The 25,234-nt window shown below is 57.3% G+C and carries 20 protein-coding genes; 5 read left to right on the top strand and 15 right to left on the bottom strand.

Features of this window, described 5'->3' with window-relative positions; all coding sequences use genetic code 11:
* Window positions 1-60: 60 nt before the first annotated feature.
* Both ABD890_RS07955 and ABD890_RS07950 read left to right on the top strand, forming a co-directional pair.
* On the top strand, window positions 61-1,359 hold the full coding sequence (locus tag ABD890_RS07955; RefSeq protein ID WP_345087621.1) for a radical SAM protein: 1,299 nt from the start codon (window positions 61-63) through the stop codon (window positions 1,357-1,359).
* A 168-nt stretch (window positions 1,360-1,527) separates the two neighbouring features.
* The gene (locus ABD890_RS07950; RefSeq protein WP_345087620.1) at window positions 1,528-2,418 is read left to right on the top strand and encodes a cytochrome c; all 891 of its coding nucleotides are present in this window, start codon (window positions 1,528-1,530) and stop codon (window positions 2,416-2,418) included.
* An 18-nt stretch (window positions 2,419-2,436) separates the two neighbouring features.
* Here ABD890_RS07950 and ABD890_RS07945 read toward each other — a convergent pair whose 3' ends face one another.
* From ABD890_RS07945 to ABD890_RS07900, 10 genes are all read right to left on the bottom strand, one after another.
* Window positions 2,437-2,859, bottom strand: coding sequence for a hypothetical protein (locus ABD890_RS07945; protein ID WP_345087619.1), 423 nt, complete (start codon window positions 2,857-2,859; stop codon window positions 2,437-2,439).
* Between the two features lie 99 nt (window positions 2,860-2,958).
* Entirely contained in the window at window positions 2,959-3,978 is a 1,020-nt protein-coding gene (locus ABD890_RS07940) for a DUF1559 family PulG-like putative transporter (RefSeq protein WP_345087618.1), read from the bottom strand.
* 277 nt (window positions 3,979-4,255) lie between these two features.
* Window positions 4,256-5,332: an ATP-binding protein gene (locus tag ABD890_RS07935; protein WP_345087617.1), complete on the bottom strand. Its 1,077-nt coding sequence runs from the start codon at window positions 5,330-5,332 to the stop codon at window positions 4,256-4,258.
* Window positions 5,333-5,336: 4 nt separating this feature from the next.
* The gene (locus tag ABD890_RS07930; protein ID WP_345087615.1) at window positions 5,337-5,792 is read right to left on the bottom strand and encodes a glycine cleavage system protein H; all 456 of its coding nucleotides are present in this window, start codon (window positions 5,790-5,792) and stop codon (window positions 5,337-5,339) included.
* Window positions 5,792-7,102 (bottom strand): coproporphyrinogen-III oxidase family protein, encoded by a 1,311-nt coding sequence (locus ABD890_RS07925; RefSeq protein ID WP_345087613.1) that lies wholly within the window; start codon window positions 7,100-7,102, stop codon window positions 5,792-5,794. The genes ABD890_RS07930 and ABD890_RS07925 overlap by 1 nt, the downstream gene beginning before the upstream one ends.
* 106 nt (window positions 7,103-7,208) lie before the next feature.
* Window positions 7,209-8,330, bottom strand: a complete 1,122-nt coding sequence (locus ABD890_RS07920) for an outer membrane protein assembly factor BamB family protein (RefSeq protein ID WP_345087612.1) — start codon at window positions 8,328-8,330, stop codon at window positions 7,209-7,211.
* Window positions 8,331-8,414: 84 nt separating this feature from the next.
* The gene (locus ABD890_RS07915; RefSeq protein WP_345087610.1) at window positions 8,415-9,569 is read right to left on the bottom strand and encodes an iron-containing alcohol dehydrogenase; all 1,155 of its coding nucleotides are present in this window, start codon (window positions 9,567-9,569) and stop codon (window positions 8,415-8,417) included.
* 152 nt (window positions 9,570-9,721) lie between these two features.
* Window positions 9,722-11,164, bottom strand: a complete 1,443-nt coding sequence (locus ABD890_RS07910) for an aldehyde dehydrogenase family protein (protein ID WP_345087608.1) — start codon at window positions 11,162-11,164, stop codon at window positions 9,722-9,724.
* Between the two features lie 105 nt (window positions 11,165-11,269).
* The gene (locus ABD890_RS07905) at window positions 11,270-12,397 is read right to left on the bottom strand and encodes a phenylacetate--CoA ligase family protein (RefSeq protein ID WP_345087606.1); all 1,128 of its coding nucleotides are present in this window, start codon (window positions 12,395-12,397) and stop codon (window positions 11,270-11,272) included.
* A 225-nt stretch (window positions 12,398-12,622) separates the two neighbouring features.
* A complete protein-coding gene (locus ABD890_RS07900; protein WP_345087604.1) occupies window positions 12,623-13,090 on the bottom strand; it encodes a hypothetical protein in 468 nt (155 codons plus the stop codon).
* Between the two features lie 340 nt (window positions 13,091-13,430).
* Here ABD890_RS07900 and ABD890_RS07895 point away from each other — a divergent pair, with 340 nt between their 5' ends.
* Complete coding sequence (locus ABD890_RS07895) at window positions 13,431-13,895, top strand: hypothetical protein (RefSeq protein ID WP_345087603.1); 465 nt, start codon at window positions 13,431-13,433, stop codon at window positions 13,893-13,895.
* A gap of 142 nt (window positions 13,896-14,037) precedes the next feature.
* On the top strand, window positions 14,038-15,810 hold the full coding sequence (locus ABD890_RS07890; RefSeq protein ID WP_345087601.1) for a DEAD/DEAH box helicase: 1,773 nt from the start codon (window positions 14,038-14,040) through the stop codon (window positions 15,808-15,810).
* Between the two features lie 2 nt (window positions 15,811-15,812).
* Here ABD890_RS07890 and ABD890_RS07885 read toward each other — a convergent pair whose 3' ends face one another.
* From ABD890_RS07885 to ABD890_RS07870, 4 genes are all read right to left on the bottom strand, one after another.
* Complete coding sequence (locus ABD890_RS07885; RefSeq protein WP_345087599.1) at window positions 15,813-17,186, bottom strand: SRPBCC family protein; 1,374 nt, start codon at window positions 17,184-17,186, stop codon at window positions 15,813-15,815.
* Between the two features lie 154 nt (window positions 17,187-17,340).
* Window positions 17,341-18,462 (bottom strand): adenosyl-hopene transferase HpnH, encoded by a 1,122-nt coding sequence (gene hpnH / locus ABD890_RS07880; protein WP_345087597.1) that lies wholly within the window; start codon window positions 18,460-18,462, stop codon window positions 17,341-17,343.
* Window positions 18,459-20,486 carry a terpene cyclase/mutase family protein gene (locus tag ABD890_RS07875; RefSeq protein WP_345087595.1) on the bottom strand — a complete coding sequence of 676 codons (2,028 nt, stop codon included), beginning with the start codon at window positions 20,484-20,486 and terminating at the stop codon, window positions 18,459-18,461. The genes hpnH and ABD890_RS07875 overlap by 4 nt, the downstream gene beginning before the upstream one ends.
* 165 nt (window positions 20,487-20,651) lie before the next feature.
* Window positions 20,652-22,829, bottom strand: coding sequence for a DUF8201 family protein (locus ABD890_RS07870; protein WP_345087593.1), 2,178 nt, complete (start codon window positions 22,827-22,829; stop codon window positions 20,652-20,654).
* Between the two features lie 168 nt (window positions 22,830-22,997).
* Between ABD890_RS07870 and ABD890_RS07865 the strand changes: the two genes are divergently transcribed.
* A complete protein-coding gene (locus ABD890_RS07865; protein ID WP_345087591.1) occupies window positions 22,998-24,026 on the top strand; it encodes a dihydrodipicolinate synthase family protein in 1,029 nt (342 codons plus the stop codon).
* 142 nt (window positions 24,027-24,168) lie between these two features.
* Here ABD890_RS07865 and ABD890_RS07860 read toward each other — a convergent pair whose 3' ends face one another.
* Window positions 24,169-25,014 carry a hypothetical protein gene (locus ABD890_RS07860; protein ID WP_345087589.1) on the bottom strand — a complete coding sequence of 282 codons (846 nt, stop codon included), beginning with the start codon at window positions 25,012-25,014 and terminating at the stop codon, window positions 24,169-24,171.
* Window positions 25,015-25,234: the final 220 nt, after the last annotated feature.

Genomic DNA, 25,234 nt, shown 5'->3' with positions numbered 1-25,234 from the left:
CGTCCAGTCGGTTAGAATAAACCGCTGCCAGTCACCGCCCGAACCTCCCAAGGTACCTGCATGTATCTCCGCCTCGCGAAACGAGCTCTCCTGGAAACCGACAAACGACTCGTCGCCAAGTTCATGTGGCTGATGGGATTCAAGGGATTGCGCTCGGTTCAAAAGCACAAGGCGCGCCTCAAGCGAGGCGAGTTCTTTCCCCCTTTCTTGTATATCTCGGTCATCAATAGCTGCAACTTGCGATGTCAGGGATGTTGGGTCGATGTTTCGGCCAAGCAATCGAAGATCGATCTCGACGCGATGGATCGGATGCTGAACGAAGCCAAGGCGATGGGGAATGCGTTCTTCGGGATCCTCGGTGGCGAACCGTTCATGCATGCCGACATTCTGGAGATATTCCGCCGACACCAGGATGCCTATTTCCAGGTCTTCACCAACGGGCACTTCATCACTGACGAAGTCGCCAAAGAGCTTCGCAAGCTGGGCAACGTGACGCCGCTGATCAGTATCGAAGGTACCGAGATCATCAGCGATGTTCGTCGTGGCCGCGGCGGCGTTTACAGCAAGTCGATGGAAGGGATCCACAACTGCGTCAACAACAAACTGTTGACCGGCGTGTGTACCAGCTTGTGCCAATCGAACTTTGATGATCTGCTGCGGGAGGAATGGATCGATCGACTGATCGAGATGGGCGTGTTTTATTGCTGGTACCACGGTTACCGCGTGGTCGGTCCGGTGCCGAACCCAGACCTCGCTCTTACGCCGCAGCAGCAGTTGGCTGTCCGCAAGTTTGTGGTCGAAATGCGCGTCAAGAAACCGATTGCGATCATCGACGCCTACCACGATGCCGACGGCAACGCGTTGTGCCCGGCTGCGACTGGCTTCACGCATCACATCAGCCCCTACGGCGATATCGAACCTTGCCCGGTGATTCAGTTCGCCAAGGAATCGATCCACGACGAACGACCGCTGCGTCAGGTCTTCAATGAATCGGAGTATTTACGCGACTTCCGCGAACTGGCTGCCAAGAACACGCGCGGCTGTATCATCCTCGAACGGCCGGACTTGCTTTCCGACTTCGCCAAAGAGCATGAAGCGAAAGACACCACGGTCCGCAAAGAAGCGTATGAGGAACTCGACGCGCTGAAGTCGAATCCATCGCAGTACAATCCCGGCAACGAGATTCCCGAGAAAAGCTGGGTCTACTGGCTGCTGAAGAAATACGCCTTCCATGACTACGGTGCCTACACGAAGCATTTTCAAATGGAAAACTGGCAGCCCACTATCCCGGCTGAAGGTGCCGATGCGTCGGCGGCTCCGGCGAACCTGGTGCAGTTGAAAGTCGACGCGCCGAACTAGTTTCGCGGCCGCTTTCACCGGGATGACGTCGTGCCGTGAACGCTGCCTCTTTGGTTTGCTTCGCGCCAACGCACTTACTAGACTGAGGGCGTTCGCAGGCGATTACCGGCATAGCTCGAATCGTGATGCCACTGCCGGGCCTGCACTTCGCTTGTTGGAAATGATTCGATGCGTTTGGCTATCTCTCTTCTGCTTCTCTTCGTCGCCAGCAATCTGTGGGCTCAAGACCCATCGAAGCTACCGCATGGCGAACACATGCCTGGCATCGACAACGTATTGAAGGTCTCACCCCATGTCGTCAGCGGCAGCCAGCCGCACGGCGAAGAAGGCTTCAAGACGCTCAAGGAGTTGGGCATCAATGTGATTGTCTCGGTGGATGGAGCGATCCCCGATGTAAAGACTGCTCGCAAATATGGAATGCGTTACGTTCATGTGCCGATCGGTTACGACGGAATCTCCGACGACGCCCAGGCCGCTTTAAAGCGAGTGATGAAAGACTTCCAGCAGGATAAGATCTTCTTCCATTGCCATCATGGTAAGCATCGTGGGCCCGCCGCCGCGGCGGTTGCCTGCTATGAAGCGGAAGAGCTGACTGAGAACCAGGCCCTCGACTTCATGCGAAGCGCCGGGACAAGTTCCGACTATGGTGGGCTTTGGAAAGAGATCACCCAGTTTCAGCCGATCCCTGAGACGACTCCGCTGCCGATGCTGGTGGAAGTCGCGGAAGTCGAATCGGTTGCCGCGGCGATGGCCAAGCTCGATCGAATCTACGATAGCCTCGTGCTGTGCGAACAGGCAGGCTGGAAAGCTCCCGCCGAGCATGCCGATCTAGCACCCGCCCAGCAGGCACTGCTGCTGCAAGAAGGCTTATACGAGACGCGTCGACTGTTGAACGAAGATCAGTACGACGCGAAGTTTCGCAAGATGCTTGCCGAGTCCGAGGGCTTGGCCAAGTCGCTGAAGCAGCAAATCGAATCCGGCCAAAAGAGCGAGGCAACAGCCACGCTCAAGAAGGTGAAAGCATCGTGCTCGGCATGCCACAACGACTACCGCAACTAACTAGTGCCAGGGCGGTTTCTATTTGTCGGTTTCCAGCTCGAAGTCGATCGTGTTGCTGCCGGAGCTGACCGAGATCTTTTCGATTTCGGTGAAGTACCTTGCCGGCAACTTCTTCAAGGGATTCTGGCTGGCAGGCAGCCGCGTACCATCATCGGCGAACACCGTCACTTCGGCAGGCATCAATCGCACGACATGCTCGCCCGGTTGAATGCCGGACTGATTGAACGAGAACATCGCTTCGTAGTTGCCCTGTGCGTCTGTGGTGCCATACGCAGTCGAGCCACCTTCGCTTAGCGACTGGAACTCGAGCATTGTCCCTTCCGGGGCCGGCTTGCCATCGATGGTGACCACGCCGTGTAGCGTACAAAGCCCGTTACCGGAACAACCGATCAGACAGCTTACGGCCAGCAATAGGATGCCAGCCATGGGTTGAAATTGCATTGAAGAGATTCCCTGGGTTTGGATAGTTAGGTATTCAGAAACCATCCCGGCGAAAGTAGCCGTTTGGTTCGCTTTCGCCGAGAGTTCATGGTTGGTCGACTAGAATTCGCCGAGCACGGCGCCGTCGTCGCGGCAACCCAGTTTCTGGTACACACCCAGGGTGTTCTTATCGATATCCTTCCACAGCGTGCTGCTGTTCACGGCGTCGCCGGAATAAGTCAGACCACGATTGAAGTCGATGGTGTCTGGAATGAACTTCACGCTTCCGTCGGCACACGAGAAATTCGCTCCGCCAGGATGAAAGCTCGAGAAAATCGAATAGTAACGCAGGCTGCTGTTCAGCGGACCATTCAGTTTCAACAGCGACGCGCGACCAACCACCTTCGCGGTTGACCAGTTTTCTTCGTCTTGCACACCACCAACACCGACCCAGTAGGCCGCATTATGCGAAGTGCCACGTTCGCCCAAGATGAACGTGTTGCTCGTGCCGTCGGTCACGTCGCGTAGCTTGGTGCCGTACTGGGCAACCATCATGCCATGCTTTTCACGTGGCTCTTGGGTTTGAGGATTAGTATCCCAGTGCGACTGATAAATCCCGTAGACGCCGGCATAGTTGCTGCGTGCCGGCTTAGTGGAAGCAGGCCCGCCCGAGTGACTGAACGATGCCGATTCGTTAATCAGATTAGGATCGGGATCACTAGGGCAGAGGTAAGTCGAGACAGGCGTGCGGATCGCGGCGACCATATCGGCCGGCCACGAAGCTGAATTTGTCCCGGGCAGTACTTCGTCGAACTCGCGGCTGCCCACCTGAAGTTGATCGTAAAGGTTCTTCTCTTCAATGAACGGCAGAATGCGAGCACCCCAGGCCCAAGCCTTGATGTAGCGACCCGCCTTACTGCGATCGTTGTAGCCATAGCCGGCGGGGAAGTTGCCGAACGTATCGTGAAAGCCATGCAGGCCCAAGGTCTGCTGCTTCAAGTTGTTGGTGCACTGCATCCGTCGAGCCGCTTCGCGAGCCTGTTGCACGGCAGGCAAAAGCAAAGCGATCAGTACGCCAATGATGGCGATGACAACCAGCAGTTCGACCAGGGTAAAACCGCGGCGAGATTGGAAACGCATCCGACTGTTCCTTAGGAAGACTGAAAAACGAAGATCGCGAGTGGGGGGGATGCAGGACGGGCAGGACCAACGAGGGAGATCGAGCGACCTTGTTGCCCCTGGAAGTGATATCCCATGATATTATTGAAAAACGGAGCAATGTCAAGGAATTCTGAGTTTAGTTGCTTAGCGCTGAGGAGTATGTTCGCGCAACGGCTTGCAGGGGCCGTGGTTAGACAGTCAGGCATTCGCCTAACTCGCCTGGCGAATGCAGAGAAGTACCGCGAAAGCCTTCGCTTTAGATATCGAGCTCGTCGACCGCGTCGATCAGATTGTCGAGCTCATCTTTTTCGCGATCGTCGTTATCGGCCTGGCGTTTCGGAACGCCGACGTTAGTGCCGACTGCTTCTCGACCAGCGAGCAGCAGTTGCTCGTCTCGTTCGCGAACGGCCGTATCGATCGACTTGTCATCTTCCTTCGGCTTGCCAAAGAGCTGCGACAGATCGATCTTCAGGCCACCGCCTGCCACTTCATCGCTGCCGGCGATGGTTGGCGTTTTATGCTGTGGGAAGATGATGGCATTCTCTGGGCAGACGCGGCTGCATGCGGGGCAACCTTTACGGCAGTTGTCGGGCATCTCGACCAGAATGGTCTCGACCCCATCGACGCCATACACACCGAACAAGCAGAAGTCGATGCACTCCATGCAGTTCGTGCAGCGACTGTAATCGATGACCGGATACCAGCGACGTTTGGCGTCTTCCTCGATTCGCAGCGGCTCGATGATATCGATTGGCTTTTCGAGTTCGCCACCTTCTTTCAGGGCCGTGTCGTTGGTCGGAATAGCGACCCGTGCCAGCTGTTGTGGCGTAGGGGAAGGGGACCCGCCGAGGCCGCCCAGTTCGACGACTTGGGTCGAGATTTCCCGATGAATTCGCTTCACTTCGTCAACGTAGTCTTCGAGCTTGTTCGAGACTCGCAGGTCGACGCAGTAGATCATCCGGTTGGGAATCGGTCGGCTATCGAGAACACGCAGCTTGTCGCTGTCCTCTGGCTCGTCGAGCAGGTCGTCTTCATCTTCGTCCGACTCGTGCACTAGCAGCGAGGTGCCTGCCTTGCCGCGGATGTTGTTGCGATCGAGCGTCCAACGCGTGGCTCGTTCGTACAGCCAACTCAATACGACGAAGTCAGTGGTGATGGCCTGCAGACCGAGCATGCCGGGGCCATCGTTTTTCAAGTCGTACAAATGGGGGACGATCGTGACTTCGATCCCGGGCTCAAACAGCAGCGCGGCAACGATATCCTCCTCCAGCTTGCGCTTGGCGGGATTGTTGCTCTGGCCTTGGCTGACGACGACCGTCAAACGTTTGGGCATGGGGTTACTCGTTCAATTGTCCCTTGATGGTCCGCTGGGTGATTTCCCAGACCGACGCGAGGTGTTCGATATATTGCTCGGGATCGAGCAGTTTTTCGCCGCTTCCCTCGATCTCGTAAAGCCAACCCTCGCCGTACATATCGACGTTAATTCGAGAAGGGTCGTTCATCAACTCGGGGTTCAACCGCGACAGAACACCGGGAATAGGAGGGTAGAGCTCGCTTTCGGCCTTACTGCTTTCGATAAAGCCGATCTCTTGACCTTCCGCAATTGTAGCACCTTCGTCAACCTGCCACTCGAGGAAATAGACATCCTGCAGCAAACGTACGGCATAAGCCGTAAAGCCAAACTGATAGCCATTTCCACTGGGGATGGCCCAGCAGTGGTTCTTCGTGTATTGCCGATCGGTGGGGAATTTGGCTTCAAATTTCCCCATCATGAAGACCAAAGAGTCGCTCATTAGGTGTATCGCACGCCCTGGAATTGGGGTTCGAAGAATGGCGGCAGCAAACCGTCGGCCCGCAACAAACCGTCGCGAGTCAATTCGATTCGGTCGCCATCGACCGTCAGCAGACCTTCTTCCTGGTACTGCTTCCAGATATCGGACCACTTATCCAGGATCTCGACTCCGAACTTCTGACGGAAGTAATCGGCTTCAAGGTAACCTCGCTTCATCAGCAAGATCGTTTCACGAATCAGCAACTGTTCTGGCGTTGGGCGATAGGCACGCTTGAGCGGCAGTTCGTTGTGTTCCAGCAGCGAACTGGTGTAGTCGCCCCACTCGGTCTTGTTCTGGTAGTGAACGCCACTGATATGACCGAAGCTGGCCACACCGGTCGCCAGCAAGTCGCTACCACCGAACAGATTGTCGCGGTAGCTGAAGTTCACCTTGCTTGGGTCTTTGACCATGGTGTACGCACTGGAAACGCTGTAGCCAGCCTTGGCCAGTTCGTCGAAGGCATAGCTGACCCAGGCCCGCTTCATCGGCCAATCGGCGACAGGCGTTTCGATCTTGTTGCCCAGGATGTCTTGCGAATAGACCGTGTTGAACGGCAATTCCATCTGATAGATGGTCACGCTTTCTGGCGAGAACTCGAGCACCTTGCGGATGTTCTCTTTCCAGGTATCCCACGTTTCGCCCACCATGCCGGCGATCAGGTCGATGTTAACGTTGGGGAAGTTGGCGGCTTCGATCCATTCCCAAGCGGTGTAAACTTCCTTGGAAAGGTGAGCACGGCCATTCTCTTCCAGGATGTTATCGAAGAAGTTTTCAACACCCAGGCTTAAGCGAGTCACGCCCATGTCGCGCAGGGCTTTGACTTTCGATTCACGCAACGTGCCGGGTTCGCACTCGAAGGTGACTTCTTCCGCTTGATCCCAGCTGATACTCGTTCGCAGGCGATCTTCCAATCGCTTCAACTGCTTCGGGCTGAGGAACGATGGGGTACCGCCACCAAAGTAAACAAAGCGGAAAGGTCGTCCCCCCATCGCTTCGGTCTGGCTGACCAGTTCGATTTCTTTGACCAGGGCCGAGACGTACGTTTCGACTTCGTTGGCGTTCTTGTCGGTGTAGACGCGGAAATAGCAGAACTTGCAACGCTTCCGGCAGAAAGGAACGTGCAGGTACAAGCCCAACGGCACTCCTTCGCGCGGAGCCGAGTGCATCGCGGTGTTCAGATCGTCCGCGTAGTCTTCGCTCCACTGCGAGAAGGGAGGATAGTTTGAGATGAAATAACTACCGACTTCGGTCTTGGTGGACTCGGTCGCCATGAATCTGTCTTGCTTTCTGCTAAGGGAAACTTGCCGTTGGCTGGCTTTAGCGAAAGGGTGTTTCTAACGAATCGTGTACGGAGGAACTTCGACGGAGAGGGCAGGGCTAACTCTTCTTACCGAAGCAGTAAACCACGCCCCGCTCGGTGGCAATTAACAAGCAACCGTCCGAAACCGCTGGGCCGGCTGGGAATCCGCTGGCCGCTTCGTATTGCCAGACTTCCTCGCCACTAGCCAGGTCGACCGCACGCACGCGGCTATCGGCCGAGCCGAAGTAAACGCGTTTGCCGGCCACGACCGGGGAACTGTTGATCTTGCCGCGGGCCTTGAAGGTCCATTGTTCTTTGCCCGTTTCTAGGTCAAGCGAAACCAGGTTCTTACTGAACGATCCGAACAGTACCTGGTCGGGCAAAACCGCGGCACTGGTACGAATCTGCTGACGATTACGTGGATCTTGGTACTGCCACAGAACCTTCAGCTCTTTCCAGTCGATCGCGAAGAACGAGCCTGCTTCGGTACCGAAGTAAGCAACCTCACCGCGAACCGCCGGAGCCGACCCCGTTGGGCCGTCGATCGGAACCGAGCCGATCGCTTCACCTTTATCAAGATCGATCACGTGCAACTTGCTGTCGCAGCCAGCGACAAAACCGCGGTTCTCGACCACGGTTGGCATGCAGCGGATCTGATCGTCGATTTGAACCTTCCAGGCCAGCTTGCCATCCAGGTTCAGGCAATAAAGATTGGCGTCTTGCGAGCCAATCAAGATCTTGTCTTTATAGAAGTTCACACTGCCGTTGATTTCGAGACCAGCGGCAAACTCCCAAAGCTTCTCGCCCGTCTTCGCATCGAGGCAGTGCAGCACGCCATCGATGTCGCCGACATAGATTCGCCCGTCGCGGAATGCTGGCGAACCCATGAAGCCAGACAACTGATCGACGTTGCCTTCATAGGTCCAAACCTTCGAGCCATCTTTCAGGTTCAAGGCATAGACGCGGCCGTCGAGATCGCCAATGTAAACGATTCCGCCTTCGACGATCGGTGTCGCCTCGAACGCTCCGTCTGGGACGGTAAACTCCCACTTCACTTCCAGATCGTCCGGCAGGGCTTCTTTCGCAACGCCCTGGGCGAGCGGATCGCCACGATACAGAGGCCAGTCCGCGGACGCGCCGGCAACTGCGAGCAGCATGCAACCGAGAGCGGCAATCGCTGGCATCCAAATGCGTTTCATAGGAATAGCCTTGGGAAGGAGGAAAATGGAAAACCGTTGCCCCTATTCTAGTCAGGGACGTGGCCGAAGGCACACTTCGGCTCGTTATTGCATGGCCGCCTGGTACAGCTTCGAGAACTCTCCGGCGTCGACTTCGCGCGGGTTAAAGTGCCCGGTCCATTGCTTGGCGGCATCGGTCGACAAGGCAGCGAGTTTCTCGCCATTGATCGACAGTTGACTCAAATTGGTCGCCAGCCCAGCCTGATCGACCCACGACTGCACCAGATCTGCCAAACCGTACGCCCCCTGTTCGACGGAGGGATACCCAGGCACATCGACCGGAACGGATAGCAGGTCGCGGTACATCACGTTGAAGGCTTCGCCGTTGTAGCGGATCACCGATGGCAACATGACGGCGACGGCCTGACCATGGACGACGCCATAGTGGGCTGTCAAAGGATTGGCCAATGCATGGGCAGCACCCAGCATCGAGTTCTCGATGGCCATCCCGGCAAAACAGGCTCCGAGCTGCATCGCTCCGCGAGCTTCCAGGTTTTCAGGTTCGGCCAGAACCTTGGTATAGTTCGCGGCCAGCAGTCGCCAGGCTTCTCGGCTGAAGGCCAGGCTGACTTCGTTCCGCTTTTTGGTGACAAAGGTTTCCAGCGCGTGGCTAATCGCATCGATCCCCGTTAGCGCGGTCACGGTGCGCGGCTGCGTGATCGTGAGCTGAGGGTCGAGCAGGGCAATTCGGCACGCCGCTTTTTTATCGCCGCAAGCCATCTTCACGTGCGTTTCTGCATCGGTGATCAGGGCGAACGATTGGGCTTCGCTTCCGGTTCCCGCCGTGGTCGGAACGGCGATCATCGGCAGCATTTCTTGGGTTGCTTTGCCGACGCCCCAGTAGTCCTTCATCTCTCCGCCGTTGGTCAGCAGAAAGTTGATACCCTTGGCACAGTCCATCGCACTGCCGCCCCCCAAGCCGACAATCAGGTCAGGCTTGTGCTCCTTGGCGAAGGCGACACCGGCGGCGACGTTGACGGTGCTGGGGTTCTCTTGAACGCCATCGAACAGCACGGCTTTCACACCGGCTGCTTCCAGGCAGTCGAGACCCTTCTGGGTGTGTCCGGCATGAATCACGCCTGGATCGCTGACCACCAGGGCGGTCGATGCGCCAAGCTCGCGAGCCAACGGGCCGAGTTGCTGAAGGCTATCCGGGCCAAACACAATCCGTGTGCGTGGCTGGAAGTCGAATGGAATCATGCCTCGAGATCCTGTTTCAAACCGGTTCCCTCGCCGACGTCCGCGTAGGAGAGGGGAAGGATGAGGGGGTGAACCGTGCGCCCGCGCTCCCTCTTACTACGGTCGACAAGCGGAAAAGGCTCATCGACCGAGGCAAGAGGCCAATTTTCGATCTACGTTGCCGCGACTTGAACCGGAGCGGCCTGGTAGGCTCGGCTGCGGAACAGGAACTCGATAATGTTCCCCTCGTGTGGCTGCAGCCAGTCAACCTTGTGCGTTGGAATCGGGCCGATGTTCAATCGGTCGATGTGCGTCGCGTTGACCAGGTCGCGAGCAAACTTTTCGTCTGCCGTGATCGCGGTGCAGATGAGCGAGTAGCCTATCTTCTTGATCATCTCTTCCTGAGGGCATTCAACGACCGACACGAAGGGGAACATGTATTCCTTCGAGGCGACCTGCTTCTCAGGGGTTTCAGCATGGATGACCATCGGCTTCAAGTAATCGCAGCGTTCCATCTGGACAAGGCGATCACCGTAAGGTGCGGTGTAATCGGTGACGCCATCTTCGGCCAGATCCGATTCGATCATGCCCCACACGGCCGGAGCCATGCCTGGCATGGTGAACGCGGCGAGCGAAGCTTCGTCGTCGGTTGGATCTTTGATCTCGGTCGGGCCGATCTTTTCGGCGATGGCCTGAGCGATCTCCTTGGTATGACGCGAAGCCCAGATGCCCGACGCATTGATGCAGCTTCGGCCGCTATTCGCGAACACGCTCTGCACCATCAGGTCGAGGTACTGTGGCCAATCGTCCACGACGTCGTCGCCCAGCAAGATCTTGCTGAAGCCAGGACCGTGTGGCTGAACCTTCGGGTTGCCGGCGTATTGATCGATCGTCTGCTGGCCACCGAAGACCATCGAGCGGTCGACCGAAGAAAGCAACGCCGAGCCGACATCGCCACCGGCACCAGGGTACAAGCTGAAGGCTTCCGCAGGCAAACCTGCTTCGACCATGGCAGAGAAAATCCGGTACGGCGTCCATGGCTCCTTTCCACCTGGTTTCAGAACCAGACCAAGTTGAAGCGCGACGGCCGGGATCCACAGGGTATGCACCCCTGGTGAATTGGAGGGCAGCACGGCGCCAAGTACCGGACTTTGAGCTTGATAGCTGAGCATGACGTCGCGGCCTGGTTCTTTACCATAGCCACGTGCCAGGATATCGAGATCCAGGCCACGCGTGAGCGAGTCGAGGATCTGATTCATGTTTTGCAGAACGAACGCATTCTTCGTCATGTTGGCCCGGCACATGTGTTCCGGCAAACCGGTTGTGGCGCTTTGGGCATGGACGAACTCTTCTGGCGTTTGCGTGCCATCGCCAATCGGCAATTCCGCTTCCAGGTACAGCTTACCGGCAACGGCCAGCTTCTCGAGAATCTCGGCCGGCGTGAACTGCAGCAAGGCTTCGCGGGCCTTCTGGGCGAATCGCATATCGCGTTTCAGGATCCCACCGCCGACCTGGCTCAGTCGGGCGATTGGTTCGCCGGTGCTGAAGTGAACGACGTCTTCCTTCTCGAGCGAGTCGTAGGGCTTGCCCCAACGGATGGCTGGAATATTCAACATGATTGGCGTCCGAGATAATTCGAGGAATGCGAGTGTTCGTTCGGAAATGGCCACAGAGAACAACGCAGTGCGATCGTTCTCTGTGGCGGGGTAGCAGTCAGGCGTTTAGTACACGCCGACGGTGGTGCTGCTGGCGAAGCCGTGGAACGGACGAACGCCGCTGACACCTTCCCATGGGTACTGCATATACGGCATTTCACGTTCGCCTTCGTCCCGTTCCAGGAAGCCTGGCACGAAGAACTCTTTGGTCAGCGTGGTCAGCTTGACGCGGCCGGTGTCGCCGTAAGGCACTGGTTCGTTCGGATCGTCGAACGAAACGACTTCGGTCACCGCACGCGGCTGTGGTGCGTAGTACGAAATCTTGTAGCCATCATCCGGAGTGACTGGCTTGCTGCAGGCCAGCCCCATCAGTGTGTTGCCGTAGGTTGGCGTCATGTAGATGCCGCTTTCTTCCGGACCGCCACCAAACAGTTCTTCAATACAGTAACGGGTCCACTGCGGAGTGAACTCGGTGCCGCCGCTGAAGATACCGGTGATGCCGACTTCGGCCAGGGTCGTTCCCTTTTCTTCGAGGCCAAGGCAGAGCGATTCGATCAGCTTCGGAGTACCGAACATGCACTTCACATCGTGACCGGCGGTCAGAATGGTGATGGCCTGGTCGATGCAGTGCTTCTTGTACGCTTCCAACTGATCCATCTGCCCCTTCTTGATCAGCTTGATTACCCAGCGTGGGTCGAGGTCGATGCAGAACGAGATGCCGCCGCGAACCTGAGCGAGATGTTCGACCGCCAAACGCAGACGACGCGGACCCGATGGGCCAAGCATCAACCAGTTGGCACCTTTCGGGAAGTATTGGTCCGGCAGCGTTTCGCTGAACAGCGAGTAGTCGGTGCGGAAGTCGTCGATGGCGATACGGCTCTTCGGAATGCCGGTGGTGCCGCCCGTTTCAAAGACGTAGATCGGCTTGTCGGCAAATGCTTGCGGCACCCAGCGACGGACCGGACCGCCACGCAGCCATTCGTCTTCAAACAGCGGAAACTTCTTTAGGTCGTCGAAGGTCTTCACTTCGGTCAGCGGATCGAAGTTGAACTCTTTCTTCTTTTCGAGCCAGAAAGGGCAGCCGGTCGACTCGTGAAAATGCCACTGCACGATCTCGTACGTGTGAGCATCGAGGCGGTCCTTGGCGGCCTTCACCGCCGCTTCGACTTCAGGGGTCAGCGTGTCGCTTGCCATAGTTCCAATTCAAGCCAAGAAGGAATGGGAAGAAAGGACTCGTCGCGGACGAAGGTCTCGACCGTCGATCGAGCAGAGGGATGTGACTTTACGGATCGTACCGAGAAAAACTTGTTCTGACAACCTTTGGTGACTCCAGTAATTTTTTCGCGCATTAAAAAACCTGCGAAAGGGCAGGTTTTAAGTCGACTGGCGCGGATGGCGTCGGAGCCTAATCACTCCGAATCACGGAGCATTGGTCTTGATCGCCTGGGCTGGGGCACCCAGTTGAGCGAGCATCTGCAGGACACCATTCAGGTGGGCAATGCGTGGCCCAAAGCGATCGACGAACTCGCTTAACATGAATTCGCTGTCGATCATATCCTCGGCAGTATCGTCCACTTCACTGGCCAGCGTATCGAGGAAGTCGGCATGGACCTTACTCAGTGCTTCGGCTGCCATTCGGCATTTCTCGGCCAACTCCGGATGCGCCTTGCGCCATGCATTAAGCTCGGCAGTGCGTTGCTTTTGCGTGTGGACCTGCTGCTGGAGGAGTTCTTCCATCAGCAGAGTCTGGCGTTCCTGAAGCTCAATCATCCGCTTCAGCAACGTGTTGGTTTCATTCTGTTGAATGGTCTGCTGCATGGGAGCTGGGTTGGAGCTGACGTCGACGTGGGTGAAGAGAGTGGAAAGATCTTTCGGGTCGAGCGACATAGTTTGATTCTTCTCCAGGTGGGTCAAGTAAGTCAGTATAGTCGCCGACGCTATCGCCTGTCGAGCATTTCGTGAATAGCTGCCATAGCTAGCGGCAGGATAACCGCCGTTACGATTGTTAAAGTCACCCCTTTCTTCGCACCGATTCAAAGCAATGGGCCGCGCGCCCACGCCGCCCCAACACGATACGCTGTCATGATATGCAAATGGGCAAGATGGAGTGCCTATGTCGAACCGGAACGAGAAATCAGTGCCCACCCTCGGGTTTTTGTCCGTGGTGGAGCATACCCCAGGTGCACTATTTGGTGGACTCTTGGTTTTGAATCTGGCGGGAAGACCGTTGGAATTTCATTGCACTGCGCCGGTAAAAGCGAACCGAGCTCAGGAAATTCTGTACGGACCGACGCTGAAGCCCTACCTGTACGGAGAGCAAATCGGCGGAGCACTGCTGGCAAAGCTTAAAACCCCGGCCCTCGCGATTTGTACCGATAGCGAACACGTGCTGTCACTTCGCGACCATGCCGACATCCCGGTGATCCTGATTCCCCCCGTTGGAAAAGAGGAAGCCGCTGGCATGGAGTCCTCCTCCGCATATGGTTCCGTTGCCGCCCAGGTGGCGGTGGCTCCCCCCCACATTCGCTCCATCAAGCTTGGCAGCTATGAAGTTGCCGTCAGTGCCAGTCACGAAGCCGATTGTGCCGTGCTTGAGCAGTTGTGGCGAGAAAAGTCGATCGATCTCGACTTGAACGAGCCCTTCACGCGAATCCACGAAGCGATCGAAGAAGCCCATGGAGTGGCCAAGTAGACCGAAGCCCTGACGAGAATTTCCCCCCCCCTCAAATTTTTTCGCCTCGCTCGAAATTTCAGCGAGGCGAAACCGAGGGTCTGTCCTGCGCACCAACTTCCAGCCAAGTCGGCCTCGGCCGTCGAGGCGTCGTGAAAGCGAAATGACTCAACACCTCGATACCACATCACTCGATCTCAATATCAAGACCGAGGTTCTCTCTCTCGGTTGGACGCCTGCATTGGCGCGTGCCCCGCAGATCACCATCACCTCCGAAAACCTGAAAGCTGCACGCCCCAAAGCGGTTACTCTGAGCTGCAACGCGACCAAAGTCCCGGTCAAGAGTTTTGTCTTTCCTGAAGCACCCGCGTGGCTGCAAGCACTGGAAAAGAAGGCTCCTCCGAAAAAGGGAGGGGGCGACCAGCCTGAGGGCGAAGAAGGAACCGAACCGCCGACCAAGAAGCCGAAACCCAAACGCATCACGCACATTCGCCCGCCTGGCGACGTGATCAAGCTGGAAGATCGGTTGTACTATTTGCTGCAGCCATCGCTCGAATCGTTGGTCTCGAGCGGTGCGCTCGAGTTCCCATTCGAGCCGTTCCCTTACCAGTTTGAAGGGATCGCGTTTCTGTACCCTCGGCATGCCGCGGTGATGGCGGACGAAATGGGACTCGGCAAAACGATGCAGTCGATCAGCACGATGCGGATGCTGCTACGTGCCGGCGAGATCCGCAACGTGCTGCTGGTTTGCCCCAAGCCGCTGGTGAGCAACTGGAAACGAGAGTTTAACCTCTGGGCACCTGAGATCCCGATCAGTGTGATCGAAGGGGATTCGGCCAAGCGAAGTTGGTTGTGGCGTGATAACCAGACACCGATCAAGATCGCCAACTACGAACTGCTGATGCGCGACCATGACCTGGTGGGCGAAGAAGGTGGTTTGCATTTCGATCTGGTTGTTCTGGATGAAGCGCAGCGCATCAAGAACTCGAACAGCACTACCGCTGAGATCGCTAAGAACATTCCTCGTACCCGAAGCTGGGCACTGACCGGTACGCCCATCGAAAACAGCACCGACGACCTGGTCGGGGTCTTCGAGTTTTTGGCACCAGGCCTGTTGACCAAGGGGATGGACATCAAGTCGATGAGTTCGACGGCCGGCGAGTACATCATTCGCCGCACGAAAGACCTGGTGATGACCGACATGCCGCCGCGACTTTATCGCGATGCGGAACTGCATTTGTCGCCGGCCCAGCAAGAGGCTTACGAAATCGCCGAGAAGGAAGGTATCGTTCGTCTGGAAGACATGGGCCAAGAGCTGACGGTGCAGCATGTCTTCGAGTTAGTGCTTCGCTTAAAGCAGATTTGCAACTTCGAGCCAATCAGCGGTGAGAGTGCGAAGATGGATCAGTTGAAGGCCGATCTCGAAGAAGTCGCGGCCAGTGGCAAGAAGGCGATTCTCTTCAGCCAATGGACGCGAACGATCCAGCAGATTCGTAAGCATGTCGAGCCTTTCGGCCCGCTCGAATATCACGGCAAGGTTCCGCACAAGCAGCGGGAAGGGGTGATCGACCAGTTCAAGCACGATCCCTCGAAGCATGTCATTCTGATGAGCTACGGCGCCGGTAGCGTGGGGCTGAACTTGCAGTTCTGCGAGTACGTCTTTCTGTTCGATCGCTGGTGGAACCCGGCCATTGAAGACCAGGCGATCAACCGGGCTCACCGCATCGGTGCGGCCGGTGCCGTGACAATCAGTCGCTACCTGGCAGTCGGCACGATTGAAGACCGCATCAACAAGGTGCTGGAGGAAAAACGCGAGTTGTTCAACGCGTTGTTCAGCCAGACCGAAGAGCCCCCGAAGATCGGTTTCTCGAAGGAAGACATCTTCGGCTTGTTCGATCTGCGTAGTCCCAAGGGCCCGATTCGCCTGGCGGCTTAACGTCAGGCTGGTTCGGCCTGGTCTCGAATATGTTCGAGCACGCGTTGATGGATGCGATGGACGATGGCATCGCTCCAAAGCATCCAGAACGCCTGAGGGAACATCTTCAGTTCGTACCAGGTACGACCCTCTAAACGCGTTCGTCCGTTGGGCAGCTCAATCAGTCGGAACTCACCTCGATTGCTCTGCATGTAGCCATCGAGGTGCGGCGGATGGATGTGACCGATCGGGCTCATTTCGATCAGCGGATCTGGCTGCTCGGTGACCTGGAAAGCAAGGCGACGCGGTCGATCCCACTGGGTGATCGGCTCGACGAACGTTCCCGTGGTGAACTCGCAGTAGCGAATCGCTCCTGGCCCATGCCCTTCGATCCGGGCCCGAAGCGGCGTCGCGATGCCGAGATGGAAGTACCATGGCGGCGGCGAATCGATGTCGGGAAATGCGACGACGCTTTCCCAGACTTTCTCTGGCGGGGCGTCGATCTCGATCGAAGTCATCACGACCGTTTCGCGAGATTGATTCAGGTAGGTTTCAATGCCCGCGAAGATCGGCAAGCAGATCACCACGGCCGAGATGTGCGGGAACTGATCGTCTTCGATGGCGACCTGGGCAATCAACATTCCGATCAGCCCGCCGATCACCCCCAGCGGCACGATCAGTGGCAACGCCATCACAATGCAAACGGCACCTTCCAGGGCGAACAGGAGCAGGGCGACCGAGCCGATCACGATCACCAGTCCACCAATTCCAACGGAAGCTCCCAGCGATCGAAGTTTACGGCGGTTGTAGAAGAAACTGGTCGTTGCTCCCATGACGATCGGTGTCGCGACGAATAGTCCGCTGCCGTAAGTCTTCAAATAAAGCACGCTCACCGCCATCATCATCGCCCCGATACCGAGCCCAACCACAATTGCCGTAACGACCGAGGTTTCGTGATGGATCAGGTCGTCCTGATCGTCGGCGAATTCGTTGGGATAGGCACGTCGCGGGTCGGAAGGTGTCAAAGCCAGGACGATCACCAAAACGACGTTGAGCCCTGGGACCAGAATGAGCAGCGACATCCACGGGCTGATGCCGTCGCTGTCGATCGCTCGTCGAACGGACAGGTTCAACGCCAAACCGAGGAACGGCAACGACCAGAGGAAGATCCCCCAGGCCAAGATCGGATAGTCGGCGAAGTCTTCGATGCGCGTCGTCAGGACTGGATTGAAGAACTCGAAGATTGAAAAGAACTTACCGGTCACTACGCGAACCAGTATCGTCTCGACGAGATACTTCAGGCCAATCAGCAGAAAACCATAGCCGAGGTACTGCGTGCGATTAAGAGGCGTGGACAGCATCAGTAAAAGCTGCCCACGCGAGTCGAGTCGCGTCATGCGGATCTCTCCGGGTTGAAGGTCAGGACTTCAGCCCAACTGAGAAACACAACGCCTGGTAACTGGCGATCGCGATTGTTTCAGAAAATACCTCGATCGCCGATTCGATCGAGGAAACTTCAGTGCTTGTCGCGTAAATTGGCGACAATTGCCGTTACTGCAAGACCGGCAACTCGGTTTGTTTTCGATCGGGTCGCTGCGGCGACTCGGCATCGTCGATCCGATCATCGCTTTCCAACTGCGGCAGCGGACGATTTGTTTTCGGTGCGCCGAACATCGTCAGTCGAGCGGTCTTCAACAAGCCTTTCAGCGAGGAGAACGTCGCGTCGACGGCACTCGGTTCATAGCCACTATGCACCATGCAGTTGGCACACTTGGGGTTGCCGCTGCGAGTGCCATAGTTGTCCCACTCGACCGCTTCCAGCAGTTCGGCGAATGTCTTGGTGTGACCTTCGTCGACCAGGTAGCAAGGCTTCTGCCAGCCGAAGATGTTGTACGTTGGGTTGCCCCAGGGGGTACATTCCAGGTCGTAATTCCCCTTGAGGAACTCGATGAAGAGTGGGCTCTGGTTGAACTGCCAAAGCTTCTTGGGCGACGACAAGATATTCCGGAACAAGTGGTACGTTTGATTCCGCTTCAGGAAGTGTTCCTGGTCAGGGGCTTTCTCGTAGCTGTATCCTGGCGAAAGCATCATCCCTTCGACGCCCAGTTCCATCATCTCGTCGAAGAAGCCACGAATTCGTTCTGGCTGGGCTCCGTCGAACAGGGTGGTGTTCGTGGTGACACGGAAGCCTTGTTTCAAGGCCGCTTTGATCGCGCTGACGGCGATGTCGTACGTTCCTTCGCGGCAGACGGCATGGTCGTGCTCTTCGCGCGGACCATCCATATGGACCGAGAAGGTCAGGTACTTGCTCGGCTTGAACTGTGGCAGCGCCTTTTCCAGACGCAGCGCGTTGGTACAGAGGTATATGTACTTCTTGCGCTTGACCAGACCTTCGACGATCTCTGGCATCTGCGGATGGAGCAGTGGTTCACCACCCGGGATCGAAACGATCGGTGCTCCACATTCGTCGACGGCCTGAAAGCACTGCTCCGGGGTCAACTGCTTCCGCAAGATCTCGACCGGAAACTGAATCTTGCCGCAGCCGGCGCAGGCCAGGTTGCAGCGAAACAGGGGCTCGAGCATCAAGACCAGCGGATAGCGTTTGCGACCGAGGATCTTTTGTTTGAGGACGTACGAAGCGACGGTCCACATTTGGGAAACTGGGACACTCATCGCGAACCCTCGGTGCTGTTAGATTTCTTGGCCCACGTGGCCAAAGCCAACAGAGGGAAATAGATGCGGTAATAGTGATAACGCAGGTAGAACACGCGTGGGAAGCCGGTGCCAGTGTAAGGCTCTTCGTCCCAGGTACCATCTTCCTTCTGCGTTTGCAGCAAGTAGCGAACGCCTTTGCGGACCGCCTCGCTATCTTCCTGGCCGGCAGCAATCAGTCCGAGGATGGCCCACGCCGTCTGCGAAGGAGTCGGCGTGCCGATCCCTTTCAGGTTCGGGTTCTCGTAGCTGTCGCAGGTCTCGCCCCACGCGCCCGATTGTTGCTGACAACCGATCAGCCACTCGGCTCCCTTTTGGATCATCGGATCGTCGAGCGAGATACCGACTGCGGCCAGGCCAACCAGGCATTGCCAGGTACCGTAGATGTAGTTCACGCCCCAGCGACCATACCACGAACCGTCTTCATATTGATTGTCGCGAATGTAGTCGACCGCTTTGCGAACGACATCCCCCAGCTTGCCGCGGCTCTGGTGATGAACGCCCAGTTGTCCGAACGATTCGATCACGCGTGCCGACAAGTCGGGCCAGCTTGGATCGATCATTGCGTTGTGATCGGCGAAGGGAACCTTGCAGAGGAACTCGGCGTCGTTGTTCTTATCGAATGCACCCCAGCCTCCGTCATGGTTCTGCATCTCGGCACTCCAGGCCAACGCTCGCTTGGTGGCACTGGTGACCTTGTCGAGCAGCATGGCCTGGCCAACGGCGTCTTCCGCCGCGACTTTGTTCGAGGTCGTGACGATCGTGGTGTTTTCCCACGATTGCCCTGGATGAACTTCCAGGGCGACTCCCGCCTCGCCAAGTTGTTCCTGCAGCGCCATCAAGGCCATCGCGGTGTCGTCGAGGTCTGGGTAGAACTCGTTGTTGAATTCAAAGAACCAGCCGCCTGGGGCACAGCGGACATTGTTGGTCCAGTCACCCTTGTCGCGAACTTCTTTCGACAGAATCCAGTCAATCGACTTTCGCATTCGTGGGGCATCGCTGCCGTGGCCGGCGGCGGCCATCGCACGAAGCGTGATTGTTGTATCCCAAACCGGGCTCTTGCAAGGCTGAATCCGCGTGGTCTGGTTCTCGTCGTCGTGTAGCATCAGCTTGTCGATCTCGCTCCAGCACGAAAGCACAGCAGGATCGTTGTCGTCGTAGCCCAACGCTTTGAAGGCGACGATGCTCCACAAGATCGGCGGGAAGATCGCACCCAGGCCATCGCTCTTCGGCATGCGGGCCAGGATCCACTGTTCGCACGCCTTGAGGGCTCGTTTGCGAAGCGGACGCAGACGATACGCTTCCAGCGTCTTTAAACCTTTATCGGCGGTGCGGAAGAAGCCATCCCACGTGAACAGGCCGGTCGCTTTCTCTTGCCCCGGGCAACGCAGTTCCGGCCAGTTCTCGGGCTGGTTGATGAACAGTTCCTGGATCGAGCATTCTTCCGAGCGATCGACGACCGGACGCAAGGCCCAGCAGATCGCCAGCGGAATGAAGATCGTCCGCGACCAGCTGCTCATTCGATAAATGTTCAGGGGGAACCAGTTCGGCAGCAGGATCATCTCGGGCGGAATCGCCGGGCAGATCTCTAGCGGAATCTGACCCAGCAGCGCGAGGTACAAACGCGTGAAGCTGTTCACGGCGTCGGCCCCGCCTGCTTCCAGGATCGCGTCACGAGCTTTGACCATGTAATCGGCGGTCGGCTCGTGCCCGGTCAGCTTCAGGGCGAAGTAAGCCTTCACGCACGAACTGATGTCGAGCTTACCTTCCGGGTACTGGGCCCAGGTGCCATCGGCCCGTTGTTGGGCGAGCAACTGCTTCGAGACGCGCTGAGCGATGTCGCTTTTCTCGCGACGAGCCCACGCCAACAGCAGAAGGAATTCGCTCTGCAGAATCGAATCCCCTTCCAATTCGGCGCACCAATAACCTTCGTCGGCTTGCTGCGAAAGCAACCAGTTCGAGGTCCGCTCGATAGCGGTTGTCAAAGAAGGGGCATCGCCGTTAAGGCCGGCTTCATCTTGTCCGGGCCGCCGATCTCGGGCGAGTGAGTAGGATCCATCCATCATGACTAATTGATTGCGAACTAGGGGGAGAATTAGTGCATTGGAATCGTCAGCCTATGCCAGATCGCCAAATGGAGCAAGTCAGACCTATGGCTGGTTCGTTTCATGCACGCGATAAATGACGACCGTGGGGGCGTCGGGATTGCCAGTTTGGAACTCGGTCACCTCGATAATCCCCTGATTTTCCATCTCAGAAAAGAACTCTCGGGTTACATCACGAGGAAAGCCGTAATTGCCGAGACTGCGGAAACGTTCGATCTCGCCCCAATGAACATACAGCCAGCCAATATCTCGCTCGGCGAGCCACGCACGACGCTCGTCGGCGGTCATCTTCACCAGCGGTTGGAAGGGTGGATCGTCGAAGCAGGTGTGATACATCACCGGCGGCTCTAAATAGAACAACGCAGCATCGCCCGTTGCCAGAACCGCATCGCCAGGCGGAACGTGCTCGTTGAGCCACTGCACGCCTTGCGCGGTGTGAGAATTCGCCAGCGATTCCAGCGAAACGAAGATCCGCGGATCGAGCTTGATGGCTTGGCTTTGATTTACCAGGACAAAGCCGACTAGCAAGCCCAGCCCCAGCCAGGCCCGCAGGGCATAGCGTCCCAAGGCATACGGGGCGACCATCTCGGCTCCGATCCCGGCCAACAAGCACCCCAAAGGAATGGCAGGAATCAAAAAGCGTTCCAGGCGATGCGACATCCCCCACCAAACCAACCAGCAGACGGCCAGTAAAATCACCACCGGAACGACGAGTCGCCGCTGAGGCGAAAATAGTCCGCAGATCGCCAGCGGAACGATGGCCAGTCCAGCCCAGGGGCTGCCACCGATCAACGTGGTGACGCCATGCATCAGTTGCGAGATCGAGTAGCGGCTTCCCTCGGCATTCGTGGGAACCTGATGTGCCTGATTCCACTGCGCGATTTGATCTGCGGTACGGATGTCGGTCGGGAACAGATTTCCAGCGAGCGGGTAAACCGGGTTGCCAGTATCAATCGTATTCTTCACCAGCCATGGTGCGGTCATCACTAAAACAGCAGCGACCTGAAGGCCAAGAACTTTCCAATCGGTCCGCGCGGCGTAGACCCACAGGCCAAATACCGGAACAATCGCCAGCAGCAGGGCAGGGTACTTCACGCCGAACGCCATGCCCGCCATCAAGCCCGACAGAATGGCCAGCCCATCTAAAGGTAGCGCCGAGCGTTTTTCGTTGTCGGTCGTCATCACGATCAAAACCGGGTAGGCCGCGGCCAGCGTGAAAAAGGCCCAGACACCATCAACCAGTCCGGTTCCACTTTGATAAGTCAGCCAGGGAACGGCGATCGCCGACAACGCGGCGGCTCTTCCGCACCAAGGGCCTACCAGCCGTTTACCAGCACCATAAAGCAGGCCAGCGATAAAGACGGTGAAAAGCCCCATCACGGTCTTGCCAATTAGCGCTCCGTAGAACCAGGCCGATTCGCTCGGCACGAAGATCATCGAGAGCAAAGCCCACATCTCCGCGCCCATCGGCATCCCGCTATAGACGTTGCCTGGTAAGACGCTGACTTCGCCTGCCTGGTACCACTGCTTGGGAACCTCCAGGTGATACTCGACGACGTCATATTCGTAAGGTGGCACGATCGACACGCCCACGATGAACAGCAGCAGCGGCGCCGTGGCGAGCAGCCACCAGCGCGATTCGAAATCGGCAACCGACGAGGGGGCTGTCGCTTCGCTCGGATCGCTTCCACGAGCCAGTTGTTTTTTCCAGGCAGTCCCCAGCGAGACAAACAAGATCGCCAGCGAAAGCACGATGGCCAGCGGACGTTGCAGCAGGCCACAAAGGCCAAGGATGCAGGTCGACCACGAGAGCAGCGTGAGGCCGATGCCCAGACGCAAAACGGCGCCATCGATTCGGCCGAAAAACTTCAGCAGTTTAAGTCGGCACAGCAGGAACTCGCCCAGGGCATACGCGAAGAGCAGCATCGCTACGACGCCTGCCAGGATGCCCACGCGGTCGAAGATTCCCAAAGGCATCTCGCCGCCGCCCCACCACAGGCTAAGCAGTTCGGGCAACAGCAATAAGCCATCGCGAACCAGATCGCCTCGTGTGGGGTGATAGGGCGTTTCGCCCGGCCCAGGGGCAGGCCATGGCATCGCCAGCGAGAAGTACCAGTACGCGTAAATCACGGCACCGGCGATCAATAGCCAGACGCACAGCGAGGCATCCCCCACAAGAGACTGGGAAGGTTCTGAGCGTTCGGTACGTTTCTTACGAGACACGATGGCTAGATGACGATAAGAGAGGCAGGCAGGAGAGTGGCTGACGCGCCCTCGACTGCGGACTATGCTAGTTTTGTGGAATCAACGGTTTCCGGCGACATGCACGGCCTGTAGATTCTAACCAGTTTCCCACCGCCTCGCCTTCCCCATGCCCCTTGGAACGTGCCAATGGCCCCTCAATCGACGCGACTTTCCGGCATTTTTACCCCGAACATCGTGCCTCTGGACGCTTCTGGCGACATCAACGAACCAGAACTGCGACGTTACGTCGATTGGTTGATTGCCAAGGGAGTTCACGGGCTCTACCCAAATGGCTCGACGGGTGAGTTCCTCCGGTTCACCGTGGAAGAACGTCGACGGATCATTGCCATCATCGCCGATCAGGCCCGCGGGCGAGTCCCGATTTTGGCTGGTGCGGCGGAAGCGAATGTCAAAGAAACGCTCCGGGCCTGCGAGGCGTATCACGAGATGGGCTGCCGAGCGGTCGCGATCGTTTCGCCGTTCTATTACAAGCTGAGCCCTTCGGCCGTTTACGCTTACTTCAAAGAGATCGGCGACAACACGCCGATCGATGTCACGCTGTACAACATTCCGATGTTCGCGTCGCCGATCGACGTGCCAACCGTCCAGCGGCTGGCTGAGGAATGCCCGAAGATCGTGGCGATTAAAGACTCGTCAGGCGATCTGCCGCACATGATGCGAATGATCTCGGCGGTCCGCCCGTTGCGTCCTGATTTCAGCTTCATGACCGGTTGGGATGCCGCCCTGATGCCGATGCTGCTAATTGGCTGCGATGGTGGAACGAACGCGACCAGTGGCGTGGTGCCTGAGATCACGCGTCGCCTGTACGACCTGACGCTGTTGGGCCGAATTGAAGAAGCTCGCGACTTGCAATATCGCCTGCTGACCTTGTTCGACGCGATGATTCAAAACTGCGAGTTCCCAGAAGGTTTCCGGGCTGCACTCGCCCTGCGTGGGTTCAAGCCAGGCAGTGGTCGTCAGCCGCAGTCGGACAGCCAGAAGATGGGAGTCGAGATCCTGCGGAAAGAACTGCAGTGTCTCCTTTCTGCCGAAGGCTTTGTCGACGAACCGGTCGGTGGCTGCCCAGCCGGTCAGACCGATGCTAATCCAGACGACGTGGCCCGAATTGTGGCCGGCGTGGTCGAAGAGCTACGCCGCTTGGGCATGACCAACTGAGGTTGTTCGCCAGCCACTGTCAAAAACAGAAGGGTGCCCCAGTGGCACCCTTTTTTCGTGGCGGAATATATGCGAGGCAAGAACCAAAAAAGGGCGTTCCGAAATGGGAACGCCCTTAATTGCCCTCCTGGGAATTGGATGGTTATGGGAGGACGTAGCGAAGACTGTTGCGGATTGGTTGGCCTTCGGTGTAAACCTTTGGCTGGCCCAACAGGCCCCGGCCCACGTACGAGTTGTCACTCATCGAGAAGATCGGCAACACCGGGCGGAACGATGTGCGATCAACCGGGTAGACCGCGGCCGGAGGAACGGCAATCGGGGCCGACACAATCGGTGGACTCAGGACAGGAGCGGTACCGACGGGCGGATTGTTGTAGGTCACCTGAGTAACCGGGCGATAAACGGTTACTGGGGTGCCCGTGGTGCTGTAGACCGGCGTTGAGTAAGCCGCAGGCGTGTTGTACTGAACTCGCTGCACCGAGTTGTTGATCGTATGCCACGCATTCGGCTGGACAGGTTCGACGTAGTAGGTCGACTCGGTTGGGTAGCTGTTGTATTCAACACGCTGAACAGTAGTCTGCTGCTGCAGCGGTTGGGGGTTGTCGTAGATGACCGTTCGTGGCTCGTTGGAATACTGCACGATCGTTTCCTGCGAGCTTGGCGGCGTGTATGCAGTCGGATTCAACGACTGAATCGGTTCGCCAACGTAAGTCCGCACGGTGGAATTTCGCTGGGCTGGCGTTGGCTGCCCGCCAATGTTTTGCATGGCGGAAGTTCGCTGGATCGTCCTGGTCTGGTCGGCGGTACCATTCGAGGACGAAAGGGCGATCGCGTTCGGATCTTTCAGGTCGCCAGGGGCGGCCATCTGGGTGATTGGGTGACCTTCGTTGTACGTGGCGTCGACCCACTTCCAAGTTGGTGCCTGGGCATAAATCGCCGCAGGAGCCGCAAACATAACGCAGGCGGCAAGCGTGGTCTTCCTGAACATCGTAAAGCCTCATTTCTTTAACAGGGTCATTTGGGGAACGCACTTCCATAGTGCAACCTCTATGCCGAGAAGGCAAACAATTCGCCAAATGTCCCTGACAGCATCGCCAGACGGCACTGCCAGCATAACCGCTTAAGTCCAGCGGCAATCGAGGTTTCAAGTCGATCGAAGAAATCGAAAGTTACGTTAGCGATTGCCTGGTGCCAGCATGACACCATCA

Source organism: Bremerella cremea, assembly GCF_039541315.1.
GTDB lineage: Bacteria > Planctomycetota > Planctomycetia > Pirellulales > Pirellulaceae > Bremerella > Bremerella cremea.
Note: the sequence above shows the minus strand (reverse complement) of the source record. Positions and strands in the feature narration are given on the sequence as shown.

What these genes read in the sequence shown, in the direction of transcription:
- ABD890_RS07955 (WP_345087621.1), top strand. Translation starts at nt 61, where the DNA reads ATGTATCTCCGCCTCGCGAAACGAGCTCTCCTGGAAACCGACAAACGA.
- ABD890_RS07950 (WP_345087620.1), top strand. Translation starts at nt 1,528, where the DNA reads ATGCGTTTGGCTATCTCTCTTCTGCTTCTCTTCGTCGCCAGCAATCTG.
- ABD890_RS07945 (WP_345087619.1), bottom strand. Translation starts at nt 2,859, where the DNA reads ATGCAATTTCAACCCATGGCTGGCATCCTATTGCTGGCCGTAAGCTGT.
- ABD890_RS07940 (WP_345087618.1), bottom strand. Translation starts at nt 3,978, where the DNA reads ATGCGTTTCCAATCTCGCCGCGGTTTTACCCTGGTCGAACTGCTGGTT.
- ABD890_RS07935 (WP_345087617.1), bottom strand. Translation starts at nt 5,332, where the DNA reads ATGCCCAAACGTTTGACGGTCGTCGTCAGCCAAGGCCAGAGCAACAAT.
- ABD890_RS07930 (WP_345087615.1), bottom strand. Translation starts at nt 5,792, where the DNA reads ATGAGCGACTCTTTGGTCTTCATGATGGGGAAATTTGAAGCCAAATTC.
- ABD890_RS07925 (WP_345087613.1), bottom strand. Translation starts at nt 7,102, where the DNA reads ATGGCGACCGAGTCCACCAAGACCGAAGTCGGTAGTTATTTCATCTCA.
- ABD890_RS07920 (WP_345087612.1), bottom strand. Translation starts at nt 8,330, where the DNA reads ATGAAACGCATTTGGATGCCAGCGATTGCCGCTCTCGGTTGCATGCTG.
- ABD890_RS07915 (WP_345087610.1), bottom strand. Translation starts at nt 9,569, where the DNA reads ATGATTCCATTCGACTTCCAGCCACGCACACGGATTGTGTTTGGCCCG.
- ABD890_RS07910 (WP_345087608.1), bottom strand. Translation starts at nt 11,164, where the DNA reads ATGTTGAATATTCCAGCCATCCGTTGGGGCAAGCCCTACGACTCGCTC.
- ABD890_RS07905 (WP_345087606.1), bottom strand. Translation starts at nt 12,397, where the DNA reads ATGGCAAGCGACACGCTGACCCCTGAAGTCGAAGCGGCGGTGAAGGCC.
- ABD890_RS07900 (WP_345087604.1), bottom strand. Translation starts at nt 13,090, where the DNA reads ATGTCGCTCGACCCGAAAGATCTTTCCACTCTCTTCACCCACGTCGAC.
- ABD890_RS07890 (WP_345087601.1), top strand. Translation starts at nt 14,038, where the DNA reads ATGACTCAACACCTCGATACCACATCACTCGATCTCAATATCAAGACC.
- ABD890_RS07885 (WP_345087599.1), bottom strand. Translation starts at nt 17,186, where the DNA reads ATGACGCGACTCGACTCGCGTGGGCAGCTTTTACTGATGCTGTCCACG.
- hpnH (WP_345087597.1), bottom strand. Translation starts at nt 18,462, where the DNA reads ATGAGTGTCCCAGTTTCCCAAATGTGGACCGTCGCTTCGTACGTCCTC.
- ABD890_RS07865 (WP_345087591.1), top strand. Translation starts at nt 22,998, where the DNA reads ATGGCCCCTCAATCGACGCGACTTTCCGGCATTTTTACCCCGAACATC.
- ABD890_RS07860 (WP_345087589.1), bottom strand. Translation starts at nt 25,014, where the DNA reads ATGTTCAGGAAGACCACGCTTGCCGCCTGCGTTATGTTTGCGGCTCCT.